The organism is Lysinibacillus sp. GJ-1, assembly GCF_021166035.1.
Classification (GTDB): Bacteria; Bacillota; Bacilli; order Bacillales_A; family Planococcaceae; genus Lysinibacillus; species Lysinibacillus sphaericus.
This window is the reverse complement of record NZ_CP088912.1, coordinates 1,720,749-1,746,560: the sequence shown is the minus strand read 5'-3', so window position 1 is coordinate 1,746,560 and position 25,812 is coordinate 1,720,749. Positions and strand designations below refer to the sequence as shown.

The window sequence follows — 25,812 nt, the reverse complement described above, 5'->3', positions numbered from 1 at the left end:
TCACATTTTTTTCACACATTCTACTTAGATGTGTGATTTTTTTCACATCAAATTGAATTGGATAGTAATATTATGACTTTAAGAAAGCTACTATGAAAGCTTAGGAGGGAGTAAAAATGGCTAATAATAAAAAACCAGAAGATAATCTAAAAGGTTCACTTTATGGCGTGTTCGGAGTAGGCTTTATCATTATTTTAATTTGGATTTACTGCTTCAATTTATTTATGGACCGCTTTTAATTTCCTTAGTAAAAGGCACTATTTCATTAACATGATGTAAGTAATACAACAGAGGAGGACAACAGAGATATGCATATACATAAATATGAGAAGTACTGGTTGGTATTTGGCGTAGCTACGTTAGTTGCATTTCTTATTATTCTTGGTATCGGTGCATTCCATCAAGGCTCACATCCGAACAGTAATAAGAAAACCATCGATTATGAAAAAGTAAAAGAAATTGCACCATTTACAAATCCAGGTGTACACAAAGTGGAAGGAAAGGATTGGGATTATGAGGTGGTTATTTTAGCATCTGCTTTCTTTTACAATCCACCTGAAATTGAAGTACCACTTGGTTCAAAAGTAAAATTTATCGCAACAAGTGAAGACGTGATTCATGGGTTTGAAATTGCAGGCACTAATATTAACATGATGCTTGAACCTGGATATATTTCTGAATATGTAGCTGAAATCAATCAAACTGGTGAATTTTTAATAGTATGTAATGAATACTGCGGTACAGGACATACGCTTATGCATTCTATGCTGAAGGTGGTGGATCCAAATGAGTCTAAATAACGCTATGACAAAGGTGGATCGTCGTGATGCGAAACTAGCCCTTGCCCATGTTTATGTGGCATTTATCGCATTATTATTAGGTGGTCTCGCCGGTTTATTACAAGTATTTGTACGTTCAGGTCAATTCAAATTGCCAGCTGGTATTGGCTATTATCAAGTATTAACAGTTCATGGTGTCTTACTCGGTCTTATTTTAACAACGTTCTTTATATTCGGTTTTCAAATCGCAGGTGTTAGTCGTACATCTGGTACTTTTACAGATAAACAACGCTTGCTTGGATGGATTGGTTTTTGGTTCATGACGATCGGTACAGTTGCGGCTGCAGTCATGGTGTTATTAAATAAAGCAACTGTCCTTTATACATTTTACGCACCATTGCAAGCGCACTGGATTTTTTATCTCGGTTTAACACTCGTAGTTGTTGGTTCTTGGATTGGTTCGGCAGGACAAATTTTGCGCTATGTTCAGTGGCGCAAAGAACATAAAGGCCAAACGTCTCCCCTACTATCTTTTATGGTAGTAGTCAATAATTTACTATGGTTCGTTGCTTCTTTAGGCGTAGCCGTTTCTGTTTTATTCCAACTATTACCGTGGTCACTTGGTCTTATTGAACGTGTAGATGTATTACTCTCTCGTACACTTTTCTGGTATTTCGGCCATGCGCTCGTTTACTTCTGGTTATTGCCAGCCTATATGGTGTGGTATGTAGTCATTCCTAAAGTCATTGGCGGAAAAGTTTTCTCTGACTCATTAGCTCGCTTATCATTCATGCTGTTTTTAATTTTCTCAGTACCGGTTGGTTTACATCACCAATTAACAGAGCCTGGTATTGATACAACATGGAAATTTATTCAAGTAGTATTAACAATGGCAGTTGTTGTGCCTTCCTTAATGACCGCATTCTCTTTATTCGCAACGTTTGAATTACGTGGTCGTGAGCTTGGTGGTAAAGGACTTTTCGGCTGGTTTAAAAAATTACCTTGGAAAGATGCACGTTTTATCGTTCCATTTATCGGTATGCTTGCTTTCATTCCTGGTGGTGCCGGTGGTATTGTCAATGCATCTTACCAGATGAACCAACTTATTCATAATACTATTTGGGTTCCAGGGCACTTCCATTTAACATTTGCAAGTGCAGTTGTTTTAACGTACTTTGGAGCAGCATTTTGGTTAATCCCTCATTTAACAGGTCGTAAACTGACAAAGTCATTAAATTCACTTGGTATTGTTTCTGGCGTGTTATGGGCAGTAGGTATGACGATCATGTCAACAGCCATGCATATTGCAGGATTACTTGGTGCTCCACGCCGCTCTGACTATTCAGAATATGGCGGTGCACAACAAGCATATGATTGGATTCCCTATCAGATTGCGCAAGCGGTTGGTGGTACTATTTTATTTATTGCGATTTTAGTTATTACGTATGTCGTGATTAAGCTCGCTTGGTTTGCACCAAAAGGCGAAGAGGAATTCCCAATTGCTTCAATCCATGAAAGCAGTGGTCCAACACCACCTATGCTTGAAAACTTTAAAGTATGGCTGGTCATTTTAGTAGCGTTAATAATTTTTGCTTACACAATTCCAATCTTTGATATTATTTCAAATTCACCAGCAGGCTCAAAAGGCTTTAAGCTCTGGTAAAATATTTTAAAAACAAGCGATTTCTCATTGGAGAGAAATCGCTTGTTATTTATAGCTGATACAATTTTGTATATTTTTCTTGTAAATAGTTTGCAAGATACTTGGCATTTAAGCCTTCTCCTGTCGCCTCTTGTAGTAGCTCGAACGGCTTTTTCAGCGCACCGTATTGATGGACTTTGTCTGTTAGCCATTCGCGAATTGGCAGAAGCTCCCCTTTTGACAGTAAGTCATCAAAATTTGGAAGATCTTGATCCATCGCATGCTTCCATTGTGCCGCATAGATCATTCCTAATGCGTAGGATGGGAAGTAACCAAACATGCCCCCTGCCCAGTGTACGTCTTGTAAAACACCTTTCGCATCGTTGTCTGGTCGGATGCCTAAGTATTCTTCATACTTTGCATTCCACACTTCTGGAAGGTCTTTAGCTTGTAGATCCCCATTGAACAAATCACGTTCAATTTCATAACGAATCATAATATGCAGTGGATATGTTAGCTCATCTGCTTCAATACGAATTAGTGATGGCTCTACCATATTAATAGCACGAAGAAAATCATTTAACGGAACATCTCCAAACTGTGCTGGCGAATGTTTTTGCAAACGTTCATAGTTATGCGCCCAGAACTTTTCATTGCGACCAACCAGATTTTCATAGAATAGTGATTGCGATTCATGGATGCCTGTCGATGTCCCAGTTGCTAATAGTGTACCGGCAAGCTTGGCATCAATATTTTGCTCATACATCGCATGCCCACATTCATGAATCGTGCCAAAGATAGCTGAACGGAAATCATACTCATCATATTTCGTTGTAATACGTGCATCTCCATGATTAATGCCAATCATAAATGGATGGACACTTTCATCTAAGCGACCTGCGTCAAAATCATAGCCAAGCTGCGTTAGCATCTCTAATGACAATGCTCGCTGTGCCTCTTTCGGAAATTGTTTAAATAACATCGTTGTATCTGGCTTATTTGGAGAAGCTGCGATTTTTTGGACAAGCGCCACAATCGTTTCACGTAATTCGCCAAATACTTGATCTAACACCTCCGTCGTCATATCTGGTTCATATAAATCAAGTAACGTATTGTATATAGAACCGTTTTTAACGCCCCAATATTGTATAAATTTCTTTTGCCATTCAATGATTTGCTCTAGATAAGGTAAAAATTGCGCAAAATCATTTGTCGCTTTTGCTTCTTCCCAAACTGTTTCCGCTTTCGCTTGTAAAATAACATATTCTTTATATTCTTCAGCGGGAATTTTCTTATTTTGATCGTAATTTTTGCGTACTTCCTCGACTAAACGGCGTGTTACATAGTCCAGTTCTGTGTTTTGTGCCTCTAAAGCCGTCAGTAGTTCCCCTAATTGCTCACTCGTTTGCATGTCAAACAAGGAGGACGATAATGTGCCAACTACTTCTGAACGCTGCGCTACCCCTTTCTTAGGTGCACCAGTACGCATATCCCAATAGATTACCCCCAATGCTTCCTGATAGTGCTGCATTTTTTTCACATAGTCTGTAAATTGCTGTACAGTCATATCCAATCATCCTCCTTTTTTACGTTACTAGTTTAGCATATTTCCGAAAATTTTGTATATTCGAGTGCCAGTCACCAAAACAATTTTGATAATTCAGAGTTTTAACACTACCATTATGCAATCTTCTGTGGAATGCACATCTCTCATGTCTTATCAGCGATTGCACAAATTATCATCAGTAATCTTTAGGCTTAAAAGAAAGAACTCCCTTCTATTTGAAGGGAGCATTTATTTTAAAATGGGGGTTTCAACTAGTTTTATGCTCGGTTTCCAATCAAACATATTGTAAAGCAGACATATAACGTTTGGGAAACGCTATTTGTCTTCAAACATACTAGTTATATGTTTTGGCAAATTTGTAATACTTGCTTAACGGCTTGTGCTGATTGATTGAGCGCCGTTTGTTCTTCCTGTGTAAGGTGCAATTCAATAATCGATTCAATGCCATTACCGCCTAAAATCGTCGGTACACCTAAAAATAATTCATGGTAGCCGTACTCTCCTTCTAACAGGGCAATGGAAGGAATAATTTTTCGTTGATCTTTCATAATGATTTCCACCATGTGCGCACAGGCAGCAGCTGGCGCATAGTAAGCACTACCATTGCCCAATAAGCCTACAATTTCACCGCCGCCTTTACGTGTACGTTCGACGATTTGTTGTAGTCTATCTTGGGGAATAAGCTTTTCTAACGGGATGCCTCCTGCATAGGAATAACGGATTAATGGCACCATTTCATCACCATGTCCACCTAATACAAATCCCGATACATCTTCGGGTGCAATTTGTAACTCTTGGGCTACAAATGCATTAAAGCGTGCGGTATCTAATACGCCAGATTGTCCGATAATACGATTTTTAGGAAATCCTGTTTCTTTATAACATACATATGTCATCGCATCTACTGGATTGCTTAATACAAGAACAATGCTATCAGGTGCATAGTGTTTAATTTGTCTCGAAACTTGTTGAATAATTTTCGCATTTGTCGTCACTAAATCATCTCTGCTCATCCCAGGTTTACGTGGAATACCGGCTGTAATAATAACGATAGATGCGCCTGCAATATCTTCATAATTACTTGTTCCTTGGATCGACACATTAAATTTTTCAATCGGCCCTGTTTGTAATAAATCCAGTGCTTTCCCTTTTGTTGGATTTTCAGCTTCTGGAATATCTAACAACACAACATCGCCTAATTCCTTTTGTGCGAGGAATAAACTCAATGTTGCACCCGTGTGACCGGCTCCAATAACAGCAATCTTATTTTTGCGAAATGCCATTATGCTTCACCTCAATTGTCCGTAGTTGCTGCTTCTGTTGTTTTTTAGCACGTGCCGGTGTTGAGACCGGTTTTTCTTTGGCGTCTCTGGTCCTTTAATCATATTGAAAACATCTTCGTCTGGTCTAGGAATGACGTGTGCGCCTAATAATTCTCCAACGCGTTTTGCCGCCTCTTTACCAGCATCGACTGCTGCTTGTACTGAGCCAACATCGCCTGTTACGACGACTGTTACAATACCACCATCGACAAATTCTTGTTTAACAATCGTGACATCAGATGCTTTAATCATCGCATCCGCAGCCTCATAAGACCCCACTAATCCCTTTGTTTCAATCATGCCAATTGCGCTACTCATTGTTTTCACCTCGCATTACATCTGTAGAGTCTATAATTCCGATTACAACTGCATCAATAGGGAGGGGATTGTCCTTCATAATATAACGGGAAGACCCTCCACTCGTAATCAGTACATCATCACCAATCCCTGCACCGATGCGATCAGCTGCTACTATTTCCGTACGAATTGGCTGTTGGTTGGAATCAATTGGTTGGATAATTAATAGTTTTAAGCCATTTAACCCTTCTTCCTTACGTGTTGCCCATACGCTGCCAATCACTCTTCCCATCTGCATAAACTCACCCTCTTTAGGTTGTCTGGATAATACTTATTATTCAGAGCGAATCGTTATTTTTTTATTCAGCTCTCGTATTTTGTCATAAGCTAATGCTGTCACGATGGTTCTTTTTGGCACGACAATTTCTTGAGCTTCGATTTCCAGTACATCTACCTGTGAAAGTAACTTTTTTTCAAAGTGATAGATAGATTGTTTTGCAGGCGCTTGCTTTGCGACTAGTGGCATTTCCTTTACAGTCAAAGGTTCCATCACTTGTCCATTAACAATTTCTGCAAAAGCACCTTGCTGAATTAAGCCTGCATTTGCTTCATCCGTATCGATATGCATTTCCAAACGATAGCGCTCAGATACACGAATCATCACATTGGATAAAATAATCGGTCGTAGTCCTTGCACTTTGATTTGTACCGACTGCCCATCTACTACTTGAAATCTTTCGCTATCGGCAGGAGACATATGAATATGCGCTTGTGCAATAATGAGACCTTCTGGCAAAACAACACTACCTTTTGGACCAATTAACGTCACAGGGCTAGAGTCTTTAATATCCCCAGAGATTCTTAATGGCGGCTTGACGCCGAGCTTCATCGCATCTGTCCAACTCACTTCTACTTGTGTTAACGTTCGTGCTGGACCTAATATGCGAACTCTTTCAATAGAACCTTTTGGTCCTGCAATGACGACCGTTTCTTCAGCAGCAAATTGTCCTGGCTGCGAAAGCTCAAACTTCGGCGTTAATTGATAGTTTTCTCCAAAAAGCTGCTCCACTTCTGCCTGTGCAAGATGTACATGTCGCGCGGATACGCCGATTGGAATTTTACCGTCATCTGGGCGGGAAGGCTGATTTTTTAATACTTGCTGTAAAACTTCTTCGACGATTTTTTGCACTAATTGTTCTTGCATCAAACCTCCTCCTTACGAACATGATTTCACAATTCTTCCTTGTGCTTGTTGTGCAATAAAGCCCGCATTGGCCTCATCTGTATCAATATGCATTTCTAAGCTAAAATCATTTGAGACACGTACTACTACAGCACGAAATGTTACAGGTCTTTCACTGTCAACTTCTACAGAAACGATTTCATTATTGTGTACTTCCAATGCTTTCGCATCTTCTTCTGTCATATGAATATGGGCCTGTGCAATAATGACTCCTTGCTCGATTAACACTTCTCGTTGTTGATAGATAAGTTTAATACTAGCTGAATTTTCGATATCTCCCGATTGTCTTAGGGGAGGGTTTAAACCTAGTTTCATCGCATCTGTTCGACTGATTTCCACTTGCGTTGCTGCCCTTACAGGTCCTAATACACGCACATTGTGAATGACTCCTTTTGGTCCCTCAATGGAGACACGCTCTTTTGCTGCAAACTGTCCTGGTTGCGAAAGGTCAAAATCCTTTGTCAACGTTGCGTTTGGACCAAATAGTGCTTGTAAATCTTTTTCACTTACATGTATATGACGGGCTGAAATGGCAACTGGAAATGCTTGTGATTTTATATTCAAGTTAGCCACCTCTAAATCTAGTAACTGATTTTTTTACTGTTGATAGTAGGCATTCATCACATCAAATTTACAAGCGATGAATGCCTCTTCAGTCGTGTAATTAAGCTTCTGCTTTTGGTAAAATTAATTCTAATTCGTTATGAGGGCGTGGAATTACATGCACAGATAGCAATTCTCCAACACGTTGAGCTGCTGCTGCACCTGCATCCGTTGCTGCTTTTACTGCACCTACATCGCCACGAACCAAAACAGTAACAATTCCGCCACCAACATGGACTTTCCCTACTAAATTGACACTTGCCGCTTTTACCATTGCATCCGCTGCTTCAATTGCTCCTACAAGACCTTTTGTTTCTACCATTCCTAATGCTGTACTCATTTGTCATTCCTCCAATTATTTAGTTTGTAATGTAATTTGCTTTAAAACTTGATCAACAATTTGTTGCACCACTTTTGTATCCAATGATGGTGCTTGTGCCTTTATATTTTCTACCACCGGATGTAAATCAAATTCCGGAGCTGGCACCTCTACATCTTTCATGCCATAAGCCATGCGCTTAATATTTAATAAATGTCTAGCTGTAATGTTATCGGACGTAATATTACCACCAAATGTCCCACAACCTAATGTAAAGGATGGCGCTAATCCAGTCGTACCACCAACCGCACCAATTGAAGATAGCGTGTTCACAACAATACGCGACACTGGTAAATCAAGCGAAAACTGCTCTGCTAGCGCTGTATTTTCCGTATGAATAGAACAAGAATGTCCCCGTCCTCCAATATTCAGTAGATCAATCATTACTTGTTTGGCCTCTGTGCTATCCTCTACTGTGTAGAAAGCAAATATTGGTGATAGCTTCTCTAGTGAAAATGGAATGTTTTTTCCAATCATTGTCTCCAACCCAACAAGTACTTTCGTCTCTTCTGGCACCATAATGCCGATAGAATGTGCTAAACTCACCGCTGATTTTCCAACAATTTGTGGATTCACTTTGCCAGGAACAGGAGATATTAACTTTTCCATCTTTAATTTTTCTTCAGCATTCAATATATAAGCATGCTGTTTCTTTAATTCTGCTAAAACTTGTTCAGCTATCACTTTATCCACAATAATGGCCTGCTCTGTCGCACAAATGGTGCCATTATCAAAGGATTTACTTTGCACTAGCTGACGTGCGGCTTTTTGAATATTGGCTGATTTTTCGATGTAAGCTGGTACATTGCCAGGACCTACCCCATAAGCTGGTTTTCCAGAGCTATATGCAGCTTTGACCAACGCCCCACCGCCCGTTGCTAAAATTAAGTGAATCTGTGGATGTTTCATTAATTGTTGTGTCGCTTCCATTGAAGACATTGTTAAACATTGTAACAACCCTTCTGGCGCACCAGCATTTTCTGCCGCAACTCTACAAATATCTAAAGCTTCCTTTGTACATTTAACGGCATATGGATGCGGGCTTAACACAAGGACATTTCTCGTTTTTAAAGAAATAAGCGTTTTAAAAATGGCTGTAGATGTAGGATTTGTTGTTGGCACAATTCCTGCGATAACGCCAAATGGACTAGCAATCTCTGTTACTTTCTTTAGTCGATCTGTGCCAATCACGCCAACTGTCTTTAAATCTTTAATATCTTCATATACATCTCTTGACGCTACTTCATTTTTCATTTTTTTATGATTTTGGATACCCATCCCTGTTTCTTCGACAGCCATTTTGCCTAATCGTTCTGCCTCTTTAAATGCGGCATCCGCAACAGCCTTCACAATACTATCCACTTGTTGTTGGGAATATTGCATATAGGCCGCTTGTGCTGCATTTGCTTGACTAACAGCGTCTCTCATTTCCTGAATGGCTAATAAGTCTTTATCTAATGTCGCCATAAAGCCGCCTCCTTTCTAAATAACCGGATTTCTCGCAACATGTTCAATTGCTTCTCTAAATGCATCTGCAGCAGCTTGGCAGGAAGACTGACTGCCGCTAACTATGCCACCACCAAAGTTGGTTTCGGAAGGTGGTCCAAAAAATAGTTTTAGCTCTACATCTGCTGCCTTTAAAGCGGCATCTAAACCGACAACCGCCTCAAGTGGTGGTGCGATTAAATAAGCGAGCGCAGTGCCAATCTTAACGTCTGCTAACTGTGCTAAATAGCTGCCACAGCTTGCCACAGTATGCGCAAAAAGTGCATGGTTTTCATTGTTATTAATGGCTTCGAAATACGTATCAAATTGCACTTTTTGCTCAATTGCCTCCAGCCCACTTCGAATTTCATCTGGGGAGCTACCCGCTATAATGCCAATCATTTCACCAGATAATGGTCCTGACGCATGAGCCGCTCCTGCATAGAAGCTTTTTGCATAAACCACTTCTACATCTGCTTTTTTTGTCGCTTCATCTAAAGCTACATATCCGACATCATCAATGGTTAGTGTGACTAGCCCAATGCTATGCTGATTTGGCTTCAACGCAAGCTGTGCTGCCAAGTCTCTATTCACTCTAGGAATCATCTGCATAGCCAAAATATCAGCCATAATTTTATGAGGATGCATTGCTTGTTCCCCCTAACCTTCTTTTGCGACAAGGTTTACGCCACTTGCCTTGTATTGCAATATTTTTTGCACGACAGTACCTAAATAAGCTCCTGCCTCTAATGGAGGAATACCACCTTTATGAATGTTCGAAATAACCATTCGATCCGCTTCAACCGTACCTATTCTCGGCTGATAACATAAATACGCACTCATCGACTCTGCTGACACTAGACCAGGACGTTCACCAATTAAGTAAACAATGACCTCTGCTTGCAATAGCTCGCCAATTTCATCCATCAGCGCTACACGCCCTTTATCGATGTAAAAAGTAGTGCCTATTTCAATATTTAAATTGGTAAGACTTTGTTGTAATGCTAAATATACATCTTGGACATTTTCTTCAATCGCACTCGCACTTAAGCCGTTGGAAATAATAATTTGCACGGTTGGTCGTGCTTTACATGTTGATTGAATACGTGTCTTCGCTTCATCAGATAAGCGGCGACCTAAATCCGGTCTCGTAATGTATTCTTCTTTATCCGTTACTTTTGTTGTTACTTGGAAGACATTCAGTTTTTGTAATAGTGCTTCTGTCACTTCTCCATACACAGCATCTACTGCAGCCGCATGATCGAGTCGGAATTTCAACCAAGTTTTTGTTTTTGGTCTTGTCCCCGCTCTACCCACACCAATTCTTGCAGGTGTATGCTTTTTAGCTGCTTGCACACTTTCTGATACATTTTGCTCTTCAAATTGAAAAGCCTTCGCCGTTTCTACAGTTGTAGATCCATCATAATTAGTAGTATTGTGCGAATAATCCTTTGTAGAAGATGCTTGGTAAAGCTTAATTAACGATTGATCTGGTGTTGCCTGTGGACTTGGTAGTTCTTCTGTATGCTTAGCCGCACTATCATAAATTTTAATTAATGGTTGTTGTGGTTCTTCAATTGGTGTAGCTGTTTTTGAAGAAGTGCCCGATGTATTCGTCATTTTCTCCATCACAAGTTGTGTAATCATGGATACTAGCTGTTCATTCAATGGTCTCACCTACCTTTCAAATATCGATAAATCGCCAGCTCTAGCTGAAAGACGACCATTTTCGTAAATGCCCATTTTTTCTAACCAAGCTAAATATTCAGGTGCTGGTGTTTTACCAAATGTTTGGAGTAATGTTGCCACATCATGGAAGCTCATAGACTGATAGTTCAGCATAATATCGTCTCCCATCGGTGCGGCAATAATAAAGTTCACACCTGCTGCAGTGAGTAACACACTTAAATCTTCCACATCATTTTGGTCAGCCTTAATATGATTGGTGTAACAAATATCAACGCCCATTGGAATGCCGTGCATTTTACCCATAAAATGATCTTCTAACCCTGCCCGAATGACTTGCTTGTTGTTATATAAATATTCAGGGCCTATAAAGCCAACAACTGTGTTGACTATGTACGGATTAAAATGTCTAGCAAATCCATAGTTGCGTGATTCGAGTGTTACTTGGTCTATGCCCATATGTGCTTCAGCCGAGAGCTCGGAACCTTGCCCAGTTTCAAAGTAAAATAAATTCGGGCCCGTTCCCGTTCCCTGTTTCTTCACGAGTTCCTCTGCTTCTCGAATTAAGTCAGCAGAAATGCCAAACGAACGGTTTGCAATTTCTGTCCCTGCAATACTTTGGAAAATCATATCGGCAGGAGCTCCTTGCTTAATGGCTTTCATTTGTGTTGTAATATGAGCCAATACACAGTTCTGCGTTGGAATCGACCAATCAGTAATAAATTCTTTTGTCGCCTGTAACACCTTTTTAACGCTTTCGACCGAATCATCTACTGGGTTAATGCCGATAACTGCATCACCGATTCCATAGGACAATCCCTCTTTTAATGAGGCAATAATGCCATCGATATTGTCTGTTGGGTGGTTCGGCTGTAGTCTTGAAGAAAGCGTACCCTTTTGCCCTATCGTAATATTGCAAGTTGATAAGATTTCTACTTTATTGGCTGCATGAACAAGATCTAAGTTAGACATCAATTTCGTAACGGCTGCAATTACTTCTGAATTCATGCCTTTACTTAAACGTTTTAACTCTCGATCACCTGTATCATTCGATAAAATGTATTCTCGAAGCTGTTCAATACTCCAGTTTTTTATTTCGCCATATATTTGTTCATTAATATCGCCTTCAATAATGCGTGTCACTTCATCATTTTCAGGTGGAACTAGCGGATTCTCGCGTATATCCTTGACTAACAATTCACTTAAAACAGCTTTTGCTGCAATTCGTTGTTGGACAGATTCAGCAGCAATCCCTGCTAGCTGATCTCCTGATTTTTCCTCATTTACTTTAGCCATCACATCTTTTAATGACTGAAAATTATATTTTTCTCCACCAAATATCACCGATAGATTCACGTTCATCCTCCTTACTTTGAGTGGAAAGCAAGTGTTTTCACTACAATGGGGACAACACCAGAAGGTAGCACTTCCCCAATGTCAATGTAATCGCCTGTTTCTACTTTAATTTGATCAATGCATAGTATAGGAACTGTTGGATTAATGGCTTGTAGCGTTTGCCCTATGACCTTTGCATAATCTGATTGAATGACTATGATAATTGGTATGTCCTTGGAGCTTCTTGTTCCTAAGTATCGTAAAATGGCCTCGCACAATGCATGGACATCTTCAAAACTTAAATACGGTAACTCACTAAAATAAAGTGCAAAGGGTGCGCGGTGATCATCCAGTGAAAAAAGTGCATCTGCTCTGTCCACTGCTGTCTTCACGATTTGATCAAACGCTTTCGTTGCTACACCTGAGCAATTAAATACAGGAATATTTTTTAACGGTAATATATCCGCATCAACTTGAATCGTTGCACCACTAATTTCGGTTGTTTGGGTTCCTGCTCCAGTTACTGTAGCGCGAGCAGTTTCCTGCGGCTGTAGCCATAAAAACGCTTGAAGTTGCTCATGTTGTAAAAGCATGTTCGCTAGTTTTTCACCAATATCATCATATTGGCGCTGCGAACAATCATGATCATAAATGCAAGAAGCTACACCACCTGAAAAAACGATTGCATCCACAGGCTTATGCCAATTTGGTAAATGTCCTAACAATAATGGATGTTGTGCATCTTGTAGTTGTCCGCTTAACGTGTTAGCTAAAAAGTCCGCCATTTCTTGAATAAGTTGTGCAACGCGCACGTCTTCTGCAGAGTCACCTACTTGTAATGGATTAGACCAATGCTTCATTAATTGCTTTATAGGAGGTGAGATAGAATAGACTTTGCCATGCTGAAATTCGATTAATCTACCGCCAACATGTAAGGTGCATGTACCGATCACTTCACCGAACTGCATCACTGCAATATTTGCCGTACCGCCACCAATATCTATATTGGCAATTACTTTAGCTGTGTTTTTGGACTGTTGCACAGTCCCCGCCCCTTTTGCAGCAATAATCCCTTCTAAATCCGGACCCGCAGTGGCAACTAAAAACTGTCCAGCTGCATCTGCAAGGGTATGGACAACCTCCCTAGCATTTTCTTTCGTAGCAGATTCACCTGTAATAATAATGGCGCCTGTTGAAATATCCGCTGGTGAAATTTGAGCCAATTGATATTGCTGAAATATAAATTTTTCTATTTGTTCCATATCAATAATGTCTTTCGTAACAAACGGTGTTTTAATAATAGGACTTTGATGCAACACCGTTTTTTCAATAATTTCTATTCGTGGCACATGGGTCACACCAGCAACATTTTTCAACAGAAAACTACTGACAACCATCTTTGTTGTACTTGTCCCAATATCAATGCCTGCACTATAAATTTTTTCTGTCTTCAACCTATACCTCCTCTATGCCACTATGGGCAATATATGAGATAGGGACTATCACGGTCCTTGACAAACTGGCGAATTTCTTCGTCTGACCGCAGTTGAATAAGTGGTGCAATCAACTCAATGCCCTGCTTTTGCCATGCTGATGTTTTCACAATTGGACCGTGCGTCATCACATTTTTTAACAATGCTGTTGCTCTTTCTACATCTGCAAGGGGTGCATCAATTTTGGTAATGACACCAATTTGAATTTTGGGTATACCCAAGCTAAACTGCGGCGGAAAAACACTCCTTGATGACGTGGCATCTTGCAAATAAATCACATGTGTTACTTCAAGTGATGTTGCCATAATATTTCTGTAGTACATTGGATTTTCTATATATTCTCCAGGTGTATCAACAATCCAGTCATCAAATACGAGTGCTTGGGTTTTAATAGCTTGTCCATCTTTGCCTAATAACGCATTCATTAGCGTTGATTTACCAGCTTGCACACCACCTATTATCATTACTCGATTTTTCATTTGACACATCCTATGACTTCGTTATTTTAGATGGCGTATAACCGAGCATTTCCGATAAAAAACGATTAATCTCCAACATCGCCATTTCTACTTCAGATACACTGCCAACAATAACGAGACTACCAGTAAAACGGTCTAAAAAACCTAGTTTTACATTGGCTGCCTTTGTTGCTAAATCCCCAGCAATAATAACTGTTTCGCTCGGTGTACAAGTCATAATGCCGAGCGCACCTGCTTCTTGTATACCAAGTTTTTGAAACATATCTGGATCAGGATTTGCAATTAGATGACTCAATGTTAGTTGCTTACCCGGCACAAACTCCTGAATAAAACGTTTCTTTTCCTCACTCACATTTCATCACCTCTTTCTATCAAGACTTTTGATCTGTTAAATATTCTCCCTCTTTAATAATGCCTGCCTTACGATCCTCTTGTTCTAGTTTTAACGCGGTCGGTACTGATAGCTTGTAAGCTAAAATAATGGCAAGCACCCCTGCTAACAGCTTCCCTGCTATAACAGGCAATATAATGGTTGGTTGGAAATTAGCCGTAAAAGATAAATGGTCGCCTAACAGGAATGCTGAACAAACCCCGAAAGCAATGTTGATTACTTTATCTTTTGGTGGCATCTGACGAACAAGTGTAAACATGGCCAAAATATTAGCACTTGTCGCTAAAATCCCTGCGCTTCCTACTGAAGAAAGACCTAATTTCTTCCCTGCTGTTTCAAGCGGTTTAGAAGCATATTTTCTTATTAAGTACACCATTGGGAATGCACCCGCTAACATAATACCGATATAACCGGCCGTTTCTAATGCGCGGAATTGGTCGACACTATCTGCCATGATGGGATCAAAGCCCCATGCCCCAAAAATCTTAGTAAAAATTCCTGTGAAAATTTCGACAATAGAGAATACAAGCACAAGCTTAATACCTGCATCCATCACATGACCGAAAATCATAAACCCTTTGATCATGCCATTCGGGATAAGCTTTAGCCCTAACGCAATTAAGATAACAAAAATAAATAACGGTAATAAATTAAGTAATATTTGTAAAATAGAAATGGCAAACACATAGGTTGGTGCAGATGTTGTACTAATCACTTCACGAACCTCTGTGTTAAACATCACAATCATAATCGACGAAATAAATGCACCAATCGGAATCGTTAATACGCCTGCCATAATGCCTAATGCCATATACTTATGATCACGCTTGTCTAACATCGCAAGCCCCATTGGAATCGAGAATACAATGGTTGCACCTGACATAAAACCAACGACAAGCGCCATCACCCATCCTTCATACGACTCTTTTAAAGCATTTGCTAATTGATATCCCCCCATGTCCGACGCTAAAATTGCTGTAGCTGCAATTGCTGGGTCAGCTCCAATCAATTCAAAAATCGGACTAATAAAATGACTAATAAACCACGTTAAGTAAGGTATAGCTGCCATGATTCCTGCCGCTGGTACAAAAATATGACCTACTGTATGGAGTCCATTCATAAATTCTTTACCAATTCCATACTCTGCATCTCGAATCGCTCCGATTGCCCCTAAAACTGCACAAATCATAATAATATAAACGATGATCGTTCCTATCATTGCCATCCTACTTATCCCCCCTTTGATTTTGATAAATATATATAAAAAAAAGACGCATTAAAGAAAAATTCTCTTTAAAGCGTCTTTGCTTCATCTATTTACTTGTAATGTATTTATAATTCGTTTTGCAATTGTTACCATTTCCTGTTGACTTTGCATACTCTCATTGCGAATTTTTTTATATGCCTCGTCTTCACTAAGATTTTCTACTTGCATCAGTAAACCTTTCGCTCGTTCGATGACTTTTCGCTTTTCTATCTCGCTTTGCTTATGCAATAATTCTCCGTTTAAACGGTTAAATTTATCGATTTGATGAAACGCCACTTCCAACGCTGGTAGGACATTTTTCTCAGAAAACGGTTTCATAACATACCCTAAAATATTATCCTGTTTCATGTATAATAACAATTCTTTTTCACTATAAGCAGATATAAAAAGCACTGGTATACCGAGCTGCTGTTCAATAATTTTACTCGCCTTTAGTCCATCTAGCTTCGGCATTTTGATGTCCATTAGTATCAGCTGAGGCTTATGTGTATAAGCTAGTTCAATCGCAGATTCGCCATTATTTGCCTGTGCTACTACTTCGTAACCATTATCTTCTAGCATAAACTTCAAATCAATTGCAATAAGTGATTCATCTTCGACAATCATAACTTTCCTAGTCATTTAGGATAAATACCTCCTCACTTACAGGAAACTGAATTTGAGTATGTGTACCTTGTTCACTAGGGATAATTGTAAATGTGCCAGCTAAATCATATTCAACAAGTCTTGTAATAATCTCCATTCCAAAAGATGCCTTCACCTCTTGCATCCCAACGCCGTTGTCGGAAATATGAAGTGAAATAGAAGATGCATCCTGAAGAAATTTTATATCAATTGTTCCTTCCTCACGATCAATAAAAGCATACTTTAAAGCATTTTGTAACAACTCACAAATAATTAATGCGAGTGAAACCGCCTTTTTAGAATGACAATATAGCTGTAGTTCATCGTGATGGAAGATTAATTGAATGGCTGCTGTATGAGAAGTGCCAACCATTTTATACCCTATTTTTTTAGACAAAGCGATAACATCCACTTTTTCTTCCGCATTATCCTCATTTTCTAAAATAAGTTCGTAAACAGAAGAAATACTATAAATGCGATTTAATGCTTCCTGAAAAGCACTTGCATTTGAAGCCGCTAGGTCATTGCGCATTTGCAGTCGCAATAGGCTTGTAACCGTTTGTAAATTATTTTTTACACGATGATGAATTTCCCGTATAGCAAATGTTTTCATCATCAGTTCATTTTCTTTCAGCTTTAGCTCTGTTAGATCATGAATAATAAGCAGTGTCACTTTATCATTTTGACTGCGGATAGGAATTTTTTTCACAATAAAAGATTTACGATCAATCGTAATTTCTAAGAAAAAGACATCATCGCCTTTATCATAGACCTCTTGTAAAAAAGGTAATATTTTATCCAAAGCAACATTATCGAAATTTTCTAATCCTGAAAGTTCCGTTATAAATCGGTATCCTGCAGGATTGCTATAAATGACCTTATTTTCATGATTTGTCAGAATAATTGACTCTACTAATAAATCAGACACAACTGGAATTGGCTGCGCGTTGGGTTCGACAATATGTTCAATTAATGCAAAAGGCATATTTTGAAAATCATCCTTTGGTGCAGTTTGCATCTTAACCTTTTTTTCTTGAATCAACACGGCGATAACCTGTCCATCATCATTAAAGAGGGGGACAACGTTTTGTTCTACAGTTAGACCTTCCTGTGTGATTGCTCTCGAAATGGATGATCTTTCTTTATGTTTAAAAGCTGCAAATACTGCTGGCTCGAAGCTTTCAAAGACAAATTTTCCAATCACTGATTTTTCATATAAACCAATTTCTTTTGTAGGGAATGCCTCTGCTACAACAATTGCATGTGGTAAATTTTCCATCATACAATCTATGAACATATAGCAATCTGTCAACTCAGCATAATAAGATAGTGTAGTTTCAATTTCTACTAACTTCTCGATATCCTTACCTGATAAGCTTGTATATTTACTACACAACGATTGAATGCTCGACAGGTCCACCCCCTATCATAGAATACTCAACAGTGATTGTGACTATTCCTTTAAATTTCTTGTCATCATTATAAACCTTTTGCAAAATTATTTTCAAGAAGAAAAATTTTTATATTTAATAAAATTCATTGCATTACAAAGAACTATATAGTTTAAAACAGAAATATTCAACACTTTTTTCGACAATCTCTAAAAGCGGCACAATAATTATTATTTTAAAATAGCAAAAAGGCAAGTTTACGCCAATGGTAAACTTGCCTTTTTTTTTACTTTATTTCTGGTGTCACTGCTAAAATATTTTCAAATGTTTTCTGCTGTTTCGCTTCTTCCTCATTTAACAATATATGAATATCGCCATGATCATTCGATGTGCGAATTAATCGTCCCATTCCTTGTTGCAAACGCAATTGCATAAATGGTAACTCTACTTCTTCATACGGATTTTCAGCAAACGTCCGTTTCGCGTCAAATAATGGATCATGTGGTGGGAAAGGTAAGTCATATATTATCACACGTGTTAGCGCCTCTTCTGGCAAATCTAAACCTTCCCATAAATGGTAGGAACATAGTGTTTTTACTGTACCTTCTTGGAAATCACGAACAATAGCTGATAGTTCACGATCTCCTTCAAACGCCACATACATTCGCTCCATTAGTGGTAATTCTGCTTTAAAGTTTAACATCGCTTGTTTTGATTTGAATAATATTAATGTTTTCTCACCGTCTCGTAACAATTGTTGGACACGGGCTGTTTTATTATTTTGAGATAGCTCATGTAAATAAATTCTCATCACTGCTTCATAATCAAACGGTGATGGAACTGAGAAAGATTGGTAATTATGGATACCAAGACTATAAGCAATATAGGAGAAATCCTTATTGACAGATAATGTTGCAGAAGAAAATACGATTGGAAGCTTTTTTGAGAATAACTTTTCTTCTAAAACTTCTGTAATCAGTCGTGGCATAATAACTAATGTTTCTTCACCATCTGTTTCCTCTAACCAATCAACAGCATCGCCTTGTGCAGTAAAAATGCGAAGTGACGCTTGATATTGCTCTAAATATTCCTCTGCCATATTTAACTCATACTCTGGAATCATATACATTTCTGATTCAAAAACAAATTCTTCTAGTAGTACATCTACATCGGTAATCAATTGTTTACCATACTTTAAAAGTGTTGCAGATTTATTAATACGCTTCCGTTCTTCCTCAGACGCCACAATATCATCACGCAACTGATCGAAAAATAGTTCGTGATCGTCTTGCAATTTTTCCATTGCATACAAAGTTCGTTCACGTACTCCATCTACCATTAAACGCTCTAACAGAGGAACAATCGTCGTTGCCTGCACCTTATATGTCATTGCTTTTTGCGCCGCATATTCCAATAAATGCCCTTCATCTAGCACCATCATTGATACTTCGGGAAGTAACGCTAACTGCCCTTCACGTTCACGGGACTCTTTCGTTGCTAAATGCTCCATTAAAAAGTCTTGCGAGCAAATAATTAAATCCGTTGATTTACGATAATGTGCACGATGTAATGTTTGACCACAGCGATTACGCAAATCACATACTGAACATTGCATAATCGCATTATAATTCACTTTATGCCAATCTTCATCACTAACCGTTGGATAATCACTGCGATCACCATATGGTTGGACTGCAATCATCGAGCCTTGTGCATAGACACCATCGGGAATTGAAAAAGCAATATCATCGATCCACTCATCCGTTTCGACTTTTTCTGCTTCTTCGAAACGCTTTAAGCATAAATATTGATCACGTGATTTTGCTAAACGGACATCAATTTCTAAACCGAGTGTTTTTTGTAATTTATAAATATCGCCGCCCTCTTTCACGAGCTGGTCGATTAATGTTTCATCTGCACAGGCAATTAGCGCTGGTTTACCTGTATAGCGTGCATAGGATACAGCCGGCAGTAAATAGGCAATCGTTTTTCCTGTTCCTACTCCAGCTTCAGCAAATAACACATTTTTTTCTTTTAACGCCTGTTCAATTTGATAGGCCATGAAAATTTGCTCATCACGGCATTCAAATCCTTTTTCTGGTAATTCATCATAAAGGACATCGCCCATCCAGTCACCTAATGACTCGAAAAACGAGCGATCCTTCGTTAATGCAAATGGTAAAGATTTACGCAATTGACGTTCCCCCTCATACAATCTGTTCCTATTATACGCGACGAAACGGAAGATAAGAAAAAATCTTATCTTCCGTTATTCTAGTTAGTCTCTCTTGGACTTTTGTCCCCAATATTGATAATAATTTGTTTCAATAAAACCATTGAATAATTTACGTTTTTTCGTTGTTTGACGACCGTATAATTCTTCGAAGTTTTTCATGGAGGATAGCATATATACAGACCAAGTTGGGTAGTTTTTCATGACTTGTCCTAAATCACGAATGACTTGCTCTACTACTTCTACATCGCCAATACGCTCTCCATATGGAGGGTTCCCAATCATTACACCATCTGTTAGCTGTGTTGTAAAATCACGAGCTTGCATTTGTTTAAACGTAATAATATCCCCAAAACCTGCTTCTAGCGCGTTTTCTTGTGCAATACTTACCATGCGATGGTCAATATCTGATCCAAAAATTTCAAGTGGTTGGTCATAGTTGGCTATACTATCTGCTTCATCTCGCACAGCATCCCAAATTTTCGCTTTCATCCACGGCCAACTTTCCGAAATAAATTCTCGATTATAGCCTGGTGCGATATTTTGTCCATACATTGCTGCTTCTAGGGCAATTGTACCTGAACCACAAAATGGATCGACAAACGGACGGTTCGGATTCCATTTAGAAATCTGAACAAGTGCAGCGGCTAATGTTTCTTTTAGCGGTGCTTCCCCTTGCGCTTGTCGGTAGCCACGCTTATGTAAGCCAGCGCCAGAAGTATCAATAGTAAGTGTAGCCACATCTTTTAAGATTGAAACTTCAATTTTGTATGTTGCACCTGATTCATCTAAAAAACCAAGGCGTTTGTAGTGTTGCTTCATGCGTTCTACGATTGCTTTTTTGGTAATCGCTTGACAATCTGGCACACTAAATAATTTAGACTTTACTGATTTCCCTGAAACAGGAAAAGATGCATCCACCGGTAAATATTTTTCCCATGATAGTGCCTTTACACTTTCAAACAATTGTTCAAAAGACTTTGCAGGAAATTGTCCTACAACAATTTTCACTCGATCTGCTACACGTAACCATAAGTTGGCACGAGCAATGGTCGTTTCATCACCCTCAAAATAAACTTTGCCATTTTCGACTGTCGTTTTATAACCGAGTGCCTGTACTTCTTGTGCTACAATCGCTTCTAAGCCCATTGCAGCTGTTGCGACTAATTTATAGTTTGCCATACATTATTTCCTTCCTTGATGTTCAATTTCCCAATACTCAATATACTCCAGCAATTCGGGAAGTGGTAACGGTTTGCTGTAATAATAGCCTTGGATAATATCACAGTTCATTTTCCGTAGTATATCCACTTGTTGCGCTTGTTCTACACCTTCTGCTACAACTTTCATTTTTAGACGATGTGACATTTGAATAATAGCATCTACAACTGCCTGTTTTTCATCGAGCGAGCAAATATGCTGAATAAAGCTACGGTCGATTTTTAAACAGTCGAGTGGGAATCGAACTAAATAGCTCAATGATGAATAGCCTGTACCAAAGTCATCAATAGAGATTTTAAAGCCAAGCTGCTTTAGACGGACAAGCTTGCTTACCGTTTCCGTTGCACTATTCATGACAGTGCGTTCTGTAACCTCTATTTCAAAATTATTGGCAGAGGTGTTATAACGTTCTAATATTGTTTGAATGGACTCTAAAAAGTTTTGCTGTTTAAAATGAATGCTCGAAATATTGATAGCAATCGGTATTTTGCGACCAAATTGTTGTAACTTAGCTGCAGCTTCACATGCTTTCTCAATAATTACTTCACTTAAAGGAATGATAAGGCCCGTTTCTTCCGCATAAGGAATAAATTCAGCAGGCGATACAAAGCCAAGTCGCTCATTATTCCAGCGAACAAGCGCCTCTAGTCCTTGTATATGTTCGTTTTCCAACATAATTTTAGGTTGGAAATGCAACTCAAATTCACGATTTTCAATCGCTCTACGCAATTCAGAATCTAACAAAAGAACGCGTTGCGTGTCTGTTTGTAATTCATCAAAATAAAACGAATAGCCGTTAAGACCATTCTTTTTGGAATAGGTCATCGCCTTATCTGCACAAGTAATAAGTTGCTCGGATGTTTCGCCATCAGCCGGATACATACTTACGCCAATGCTTGTTGAAACAAAAATTTCTTGTCCATTAATGTTCATTGGCTGTTCCATTATAGCAATAATTTGCTCTGCAAATTTTGCTGCTTCGCGAACATTTTTTACATTCGTCAATGTGACGATAAATTCATCTCCACCGTATCTTGCAATGATATCTTTGTTTTTGAGCAATGTTTGAATACGTCTTGCTGCTTCTATCAGAATCGTATCTCCCACCGCATGCCCTAAAGTATCATTTATTTGTTTAAATCTGTCCAAATCCAAGAAATAGACAGCATGCTGTACTGAATGAGAAATAGTAGAAGACGATTCCAGTAAGCTATCCATTCTCTCAATATAAGCAAATCGATTCGATACATCTGTTAATGAATCCGTTAACAAACGTTTTTCTAGTTCATTTTCTACTATTTTTCTTTCAGATAAATCTGAGAAAATGCCACAATAGTTAGTAATTTCTCCACTATCATTCGTTATGCTAACAATTGTTAACCATTCAGGATACACATCTCCTGTTTTACGACGATTCCAAATTTCCCCTTGCCATATTCCTTCTTGTCGTATCTTTTCCCACATTGTCAAATAGAATGATAACTCATGTACACCTGACTGCAATACCGCGGGCGTTTTTCCTATCACTTCATCGCGTTTATAGCCTGTAACGAATTCAAATGCTGGATTAACCATCTCTATTTTTTTATGTTTATCCGTAATCATAATGCCTTCAGATACATTTTCAAAAATTTTCTTCAGTAAGGAAGTGGGGTATTTAGAAATCGAATTAATCTTATCCAGATTAGTAATTACTCCGCCCATATTTCCGCTCCATCCTATTTATCGATACTACCCTTATTTTTAGAAAAGCGCGTTCCTACTCATTTAGTAGGTATGTATGTCGCGTTCATACGATAACGGTGATGTTATAACTTCGAAGCGTATCGACAAAGGCACAATCCATGGTATTCATATTACCTCAGGCCTATATAGCGTATGACTAGACATCGTTAAGTAACAGTTACTTCTTTTATTAGTTCAAAAGAAAAGCTCTCCACCGAATTGGAGAGCGCTTGTTATTTCGTAGATAAGCATCAAAAAATTCAATAAGCCATGTTTTGTTCCCGAGTACTCAAACAGCTTACGCCTCGTACGACCGGGTAGTAATCATCTATCTACAGAGCGAACTCTGTCCCTCTATCCGTTCAATTCCTTCAAGAGAGTGCCCCTACCATAATTTGGGTTTCTCACTCGTGGGGTTTACCTCGTTCCACCTTGTATGTTTCCAAACAAGCTTCGTCACTGTGGCACTTTCAGGAAGTGTCGACCATATCCAATAGACTTAGGTCTTCCTTCCGCCGTCAGCTTTAAGCTGCCTTACCTTATTTTTTCAGTAAGCACGAACACTACGGCCATCGCAGAACCGTGTGAGCATGGACTTTCCTCTACGACGTCTAGCGCCGCAGCGATTACTCGAATTTCATGATGATACGAAGATTATACTAGACTTTTATGATAAATACAATGTAAATGATAAAAATTATTCGTAAAGTTTACTACCAAATACATGTTTTTCTAAATTTGAAAGACGTTTTAGAATATCAAAGTTGGTTGTACCCGCTGCGGATGCGGCTGGTTGTGGTTGTCTCTTTGGTGTATTCTCGATTTCTTCTTTTAGTTGTCTATTCTCTTCTCTTAATTGAGCAACTACTTTTTCAAACGATTCATAATCTTGAATAATTTCATCAAGAAAAGAATCGACCTCTTCTACATTATAGCCTTTAAAATTTTTCTTAAATTCCTTTTCAAGAATCATTTTTGAAGTTAATTTAATGTCCATACACATCGCCCTTCCTCGCACTACATACACGAATTCATTATAGCATATTTCATAACATTATATCGTCTGCAAACATTAATTGTAAGGCTAAACTTGTCGTTTCTTGCGCTTCCCCGGGAAATTATTGCTTATTTCCTAATCTGTGCAATCTCTTTTCCCAAGAAATTTCCCATTTTTGTTTTTGTTCCATTCGCCAATCCTCAGTCGAAGTAATCAGTTGTATGCCTTCTAATGTATAAACAAGGGCCTGTTTCATATCTTTTAAGTGATGCTCATAGATTATGGCTAGTTGTTCTAGTGCCTGCAACTTTTTTCGTGGCTCTATAAAATGGAGTGAAGCAACGAAGGCATCAACTGCTTTGCTATACTGCTTATTTTTTTTAAGTTGCATAGCAAGATAAAATTGGGCATTTCCCGCTTCACGCGCATCAAATTGAGCTGTTACCTTTTCTAAAACGTTTACACTTTGTGGACGTTTCTTTAAATCAGCATACCATTTCCCAATATTCGTGTAAGTATTGGCTGATTCATCACTCGATTGTTCAAATAATAAGTAAGTGGAATGAACATACAAGGTAATGAGCGACAACAAATCCCACTCGTTATGAACAAGTACCTTCATAAGTGCATCTGGCACACCACTTTTCACAGCATCTAAGTAAATAATTGGCGCTAAGTGGCCTGGGATATCCCCAACGCGTGAGAAACCAAGCTTTTCTTCTTCTACTGATTTTAGTTTCAACCGCTCCATATCATTTTTCCATAATCGCTTCGAGCTATGCAATAAATCGATTTGGCGCTGGGTACGAAGTTTAGGTAAAACTTTTTGGTTGAGTGTCCAACGTGTTTCTAGCTGTGGCCTGTCAAAGCTTTTGCCATTATACGTAATAATTGTCGCTGTTTTTTGCCAAAGCCTTGACTCAAACAGCAAGGCTGCTTCATGTGCTGGATCAGCTAAGACATATTGTGTTAATACAAAATCGTGTTTGGTCACTTCTAAAAAACCAAGAAGAAAAATTTGTGTTCCAACACCCTTTAATCCTGTTGTTTCTGTATCAAAAAACAGGACATTTTCGTCCACATTTAATGCATAAGGATGATCAAAATCAGCGGATTGCCATTTAATTAGCGCGTCAAAAAATGACTGTAATGGATAATGACCGTGCTGATAATGGAAAGGATAATGTACTTGTCGCTTAAAAACAATACCAAACTCATTATCGATACGCGTAAGACCAGCTTTCTCCCACTGATTCACATAGTTTGGTATAACCGGCTTTTGATACGTTGATTGCTCATTGGCAACTGGTTGTTGCACCTTTTTTCCGAGCATTTTTTTCATTTGTAGTATTTTATTTTCGTAAGACATCGACTTCACTCATTTTCTACCTGTAAGATTTTTTAATACTGTTAGCAAGCCATCCATTCCTGCTATCAATTAAGGTGGAAAGCCTGTTGCCAAAGCAAACTTATTACAATATGTTCCACTGAATAACCTTATCGATTACCTAGAATCTCTTATGCTACATATATCATACCAAATCTAGACGACTAAAAGGCTCATCGCGCTATTCTGTACCTATCATTACCTCAATTTGTTAGTCAAAAAAGGTGTACGATAATCACGTTACTTTTAGATATGGTGAATAAAGC

At 38.7% G+C, this 25,812-nt stretch carries 25 protein-coding genes and 1 other RNA gene; 3 read left to right on the top strand and 23 right to left on the bottom strand.

Annotation, left to right across the window (positions count from 1 at the left end; genetic code table 11):
- The first annotated feature begins 116 nt into the window (after positions 1–116).
- The 3 genes from LO754_RS23425 (at position 117) to LO754_RS08155 (ending at position 2,442) form a co-directional block, all read left to right on the top strand.
- On the top strand, positions 117–239 hold the full coding sequence (locus LO754_RS23425) for a hypothetical protein (protein ID WP_255313800.1): 123 nt from the start codon (positions 117–119) through the stop codon (positions 237–239).
- Between the two features lie 69 nt (positions 240–308).
- A complete protein-coding gene (locus LO754_RS08160) occupies positions 309–800 on the top strand; it encodes a cupredoxin domain-containing protein (RefSeq protein ID WP_024363396.1) in 492 nt (163 codons plus the stop codon).
- Entirely contained in the window at positions 787–2,442 is a 1,656-nt protein-coding gene (locus LO754_RS08155; RefSeq protein ID WP_108030484.1) for a b(o/a)3-type cytochrome-c oxidase subunit 1, read from the top strand. Before LO754_RS08160 ends, LO754_RS08155 begins: the two co-directional genes overlap by 14 nt.
- A 49-nt stretch (positions 2,443–2,491) precedes the next feature.
- Here the strand turns inward: LO754_RS08155 and LO754_RS08150 are convergent, their stop codons facing one another.
- The 23 genes from LO754_RS08150 to LO754_RS08040 form a co-directional block, all read right to left on the bottom strand.
- The gene (locus tag LO754_RS08150) at positions 2,492–3,988 is read right to left on the bottom strand and encodes a carboxypeptidase M32 (RefSeq protein WP_231785976.1); all 1,497 of its coding nucleotides are present in this window, start codon (positions 3,986–3,988) and stop codon (positions 2,492–2,494) included.
- Positions 3,989–4,326: 338 nt separating this feature from the next.
- Positions 4,327–5,271: a malate dehydrogenase gene (mdh, locus tag LO754_RS08145; RefSeq protein WP_231785975.1), complete on the bottom strand. Its 945-nt coding sequence runs from the start codon at positions 5,269–5,271 to the stop codon at positions 4,327–4,329.
- Positions 5,272–5,277: 6 nt separating this feature from the next.
- A complete protein-coding gene (locus LO754_RS08140) occupies positions 5,278–5,628 on the bottom strand; it encodes a BMC domain-containing protein (RefSeq protein ID WP_231785974.1) in 351 nt (116 codons plus the stop codon).
- Positions 5,621–5,905 carry a EutN/CcmL family microcompartment protein gene (locus tag LO754_RS08135; RefSeq protein WP_108030481.1) on the bottom strand — a complete coding sequence of 95 codons (285 nt, stop codon included), beginning with the start codon at positions 5,903–5,905 and terminating at the stop codon, positions 5,621–5,623. The genes LO754_RS08140 and LO754_RS08135 overlap by 8 nt, the downstream gene beginning before the upstream one ends.
- A 36-nt stretch (positions 5,906–5,941) precedes the next feature.
- Entirely contained in the window at positions 5,942–6,811 is an 870-nt protein-coding gene (locus LO754_RS08130) for a phosphate propanoyltransferase (RefSeq protein WP_231785973.1), read from the bottom strand.
- A 12-nt stretch (positions 6,812–6,823) separates the two neighbouring features.
- Positions 6,824–7,414, bottom strand: a complete 591-nt coding sequence (locus LO754_RS08125; protein ID WP_036205335.1) for a phosphate propanoyltransferase — start codon at positions 7,412–7,414, stop codon at positions 6,824–6,826.
- A 100-nt stretch (positions 7,415–7,514) separates the two neighbouring features.
- Positions 7,515–7,793 (bottom strand): BMC domain-containing protein, encoded by a 279-nt coding sequence (locus LO754_RS08120; RefSeq protein WP_024363388.1) that lies wholly within the window; start codon positions 7,791–7,793, stop codon positions 7,515–7,517.
- A 15-nt stretch (positions 7,794–7,808) separates the two neighbouring features.
- Positions 7,809–9,299: an aldehyde dehydrogenase family protein gene (locus LO754_RS08115; protein WP_231785972.1), complete on the bottom strand. Its 1,491-nt coding sequence runs from the start codon at positions 9,297–9,299 to the stop codon at positions 7,809–7,811.
- Positions 9,300–9,314: 15 nt separating this feature from the next.
- A complete protein-coding gene (gene eutL / locus LO754_RS08110) occupies positions 9,315–9,965 on the bottom strand; it encodes an ethanolamine utilization microcompartment protein EutL (protein ID WP_024363386.1) in 651 nt (216 codons plus the stop codon).
- Positions 9,966–9,977: 12 nt separating this feature from the next.
- Entirely contained in the window at positions 9,978–10,985 is a 1,008-nt protein-coding gene (eutC, locus tag LO754_RS08105) for an ethanolamine ammonia-lyase subunit EutC (protein WP_231785971.1), read from the bottom strand.
- Between the two features lie 9 nt (positions 10,986–10,994).
- Positions 10,995–12,365, bottom strand: a complete 1,371-nt coding sequence (locus LO754_RS08100) for an ethanolamine ammonia-lyase subunit EutB (RefSeq protein WP_231785970.1) — start codon at positions 12,363–12,365, stop codon at positions 10,995–10,997.
- Between the two features lie 5 nt (positions 12,366–12,370).
- A complete protein-coding gene (locus tag LO754_RS08095) occupies positions 12,371–13,792 on the bottom strand; it encodes an ethanolamine ammonia-lyase reactivating factor EutA (protein ID WP_231785969.1) in 1,422 nt (473 codons plus the stop codon).
- Between the two features lie 20 nt (positions 13,793–13,812).
- Positions 13,813–14,310, bottom strand: coding sequence for a EutP/PduV family microcompartment system protein (locus LO754_RS08090; protein ID WP_024363382.1), 498 nt, complete (start codon positions 14,308–14,310; stop codon positions 13,813–13,815).
- A gap of 10 nt (positions 14,311–14,320) precedes the next feature.
- Positions 14,321–14,662 (bottom strand): ethanolamine utilization microcompartment protein EutS, encoded by a 342-nt coding sequence (eutS, locus tag LO754_RS08085; protein WP_024363381.1) that lies wholly within the window; start codon positions 14,660–14,662, stop codon positions 14,321–14,323.
- 19 nt (positions 14,663–14,681) lie between these two features.
- Positions 14,682–15,926: an ethanolamine utilization protein EutH gene (gene eutH / locus LO754_RS08080; RefSeq protein WP_231785968.1), complete on the bottom strand. Its 1,245-nt coding sequence runs from the start codon at positions 15,924–15,926 to the stop codon at positions 14,682–14,684.
- Between the two features lie 84 nt (positions 15,927–16,010).
- Positions 16,011–16,589 (bottom strand): ANTAR domain-containing response regulator, encoded by a 579-nt coding sequence (locus LO754_RS08075; protein WP_024363379.1) that lies wholly within the window; start codon positions 16,587–16,589, stop codon positions 16,011–16,013.
- Positions 16,582–17,988, bottom strand: coding sequence for a histidine kinase N-terminal domain-containing protein (locus LO754_RS08070; protein ID WP_024363378.1), 1,407 nt, complete (start codon positions 17,986–17,988; stop codon positions 16,582–16,584). Before LO754_RS08070 ends, LO754_RS08075 begins: the two co-directional genes overlap by 8 nt.
- A gap of 281 nt (positions 17,989–18,269) precedes the next feature.
- On the bottom strand, positions 18,270–20,177 hold the full coding sequence (locus LO754_RS08065; protein WP_231785967.1) for an ATP-dependent DNA helicase: 1,908 nt from the start codon (positions 20,175–20,177) through the stop codon (positions 18,270–18,272).
- A gap of 84 nt (positions 20,178–20,261) precedes the next feature.
- Entirely contained in the window at positions 20,262–21,398 is a 1,137-nt protein-coding gene (locus tag LO754_RS08060) for a THUMP domain-containing class I SAM-dependent RNA methyltransferase (RefSeq protein ID WP_231785966.1), read from the bottom strand.
- Positions 21,399–21,401: 3 nt separating this feature from the next.
- Entirely contained in the window at positions 21,402–23,141 is a 1,740-nt protein-coding gene (locus tag LO754_RS08055) for a sensor domain-containing protein (protein WP_024363375.1), read from the bottom strand.
- Between the two features lie 280 nt (positions 23,142–23,421).
- Positions 23,422–23,800, bottom strand: an RNA gene (gene rnpB / locus LO754_RS08050) — RNase P RNA component class B.
- A 59-nt stretch (positions 23,801–23,859) separates the two neighbouring features.
- On the bottom strand, positions 23,860–24,159 hold the full coding sequence (gene gpsB / locus LO754_RS08045; RefSeq protein ID WP_024363374.1) for a cell division regulator GpsB: 300 nt from the start codon (positions 24,157–24,159) through the stop codon (positions 23,860–23,862).
- A gap of 121 nt (positions 24,160–24,280) precedes the next feature.
- Positions 24,281–25,528, bottom strand: coding sequence for a ribonuclease H-like domain-containing protein (locus LO754_RS08040; protein ID WP_231785965.1), 1,248 nt, complete (start codon positions 25,526–25,528; stop codon positions 24,281–24,283).
- Between the last annotated feature and the right edge of the window lie 284 nt (positions 25,529–25,812).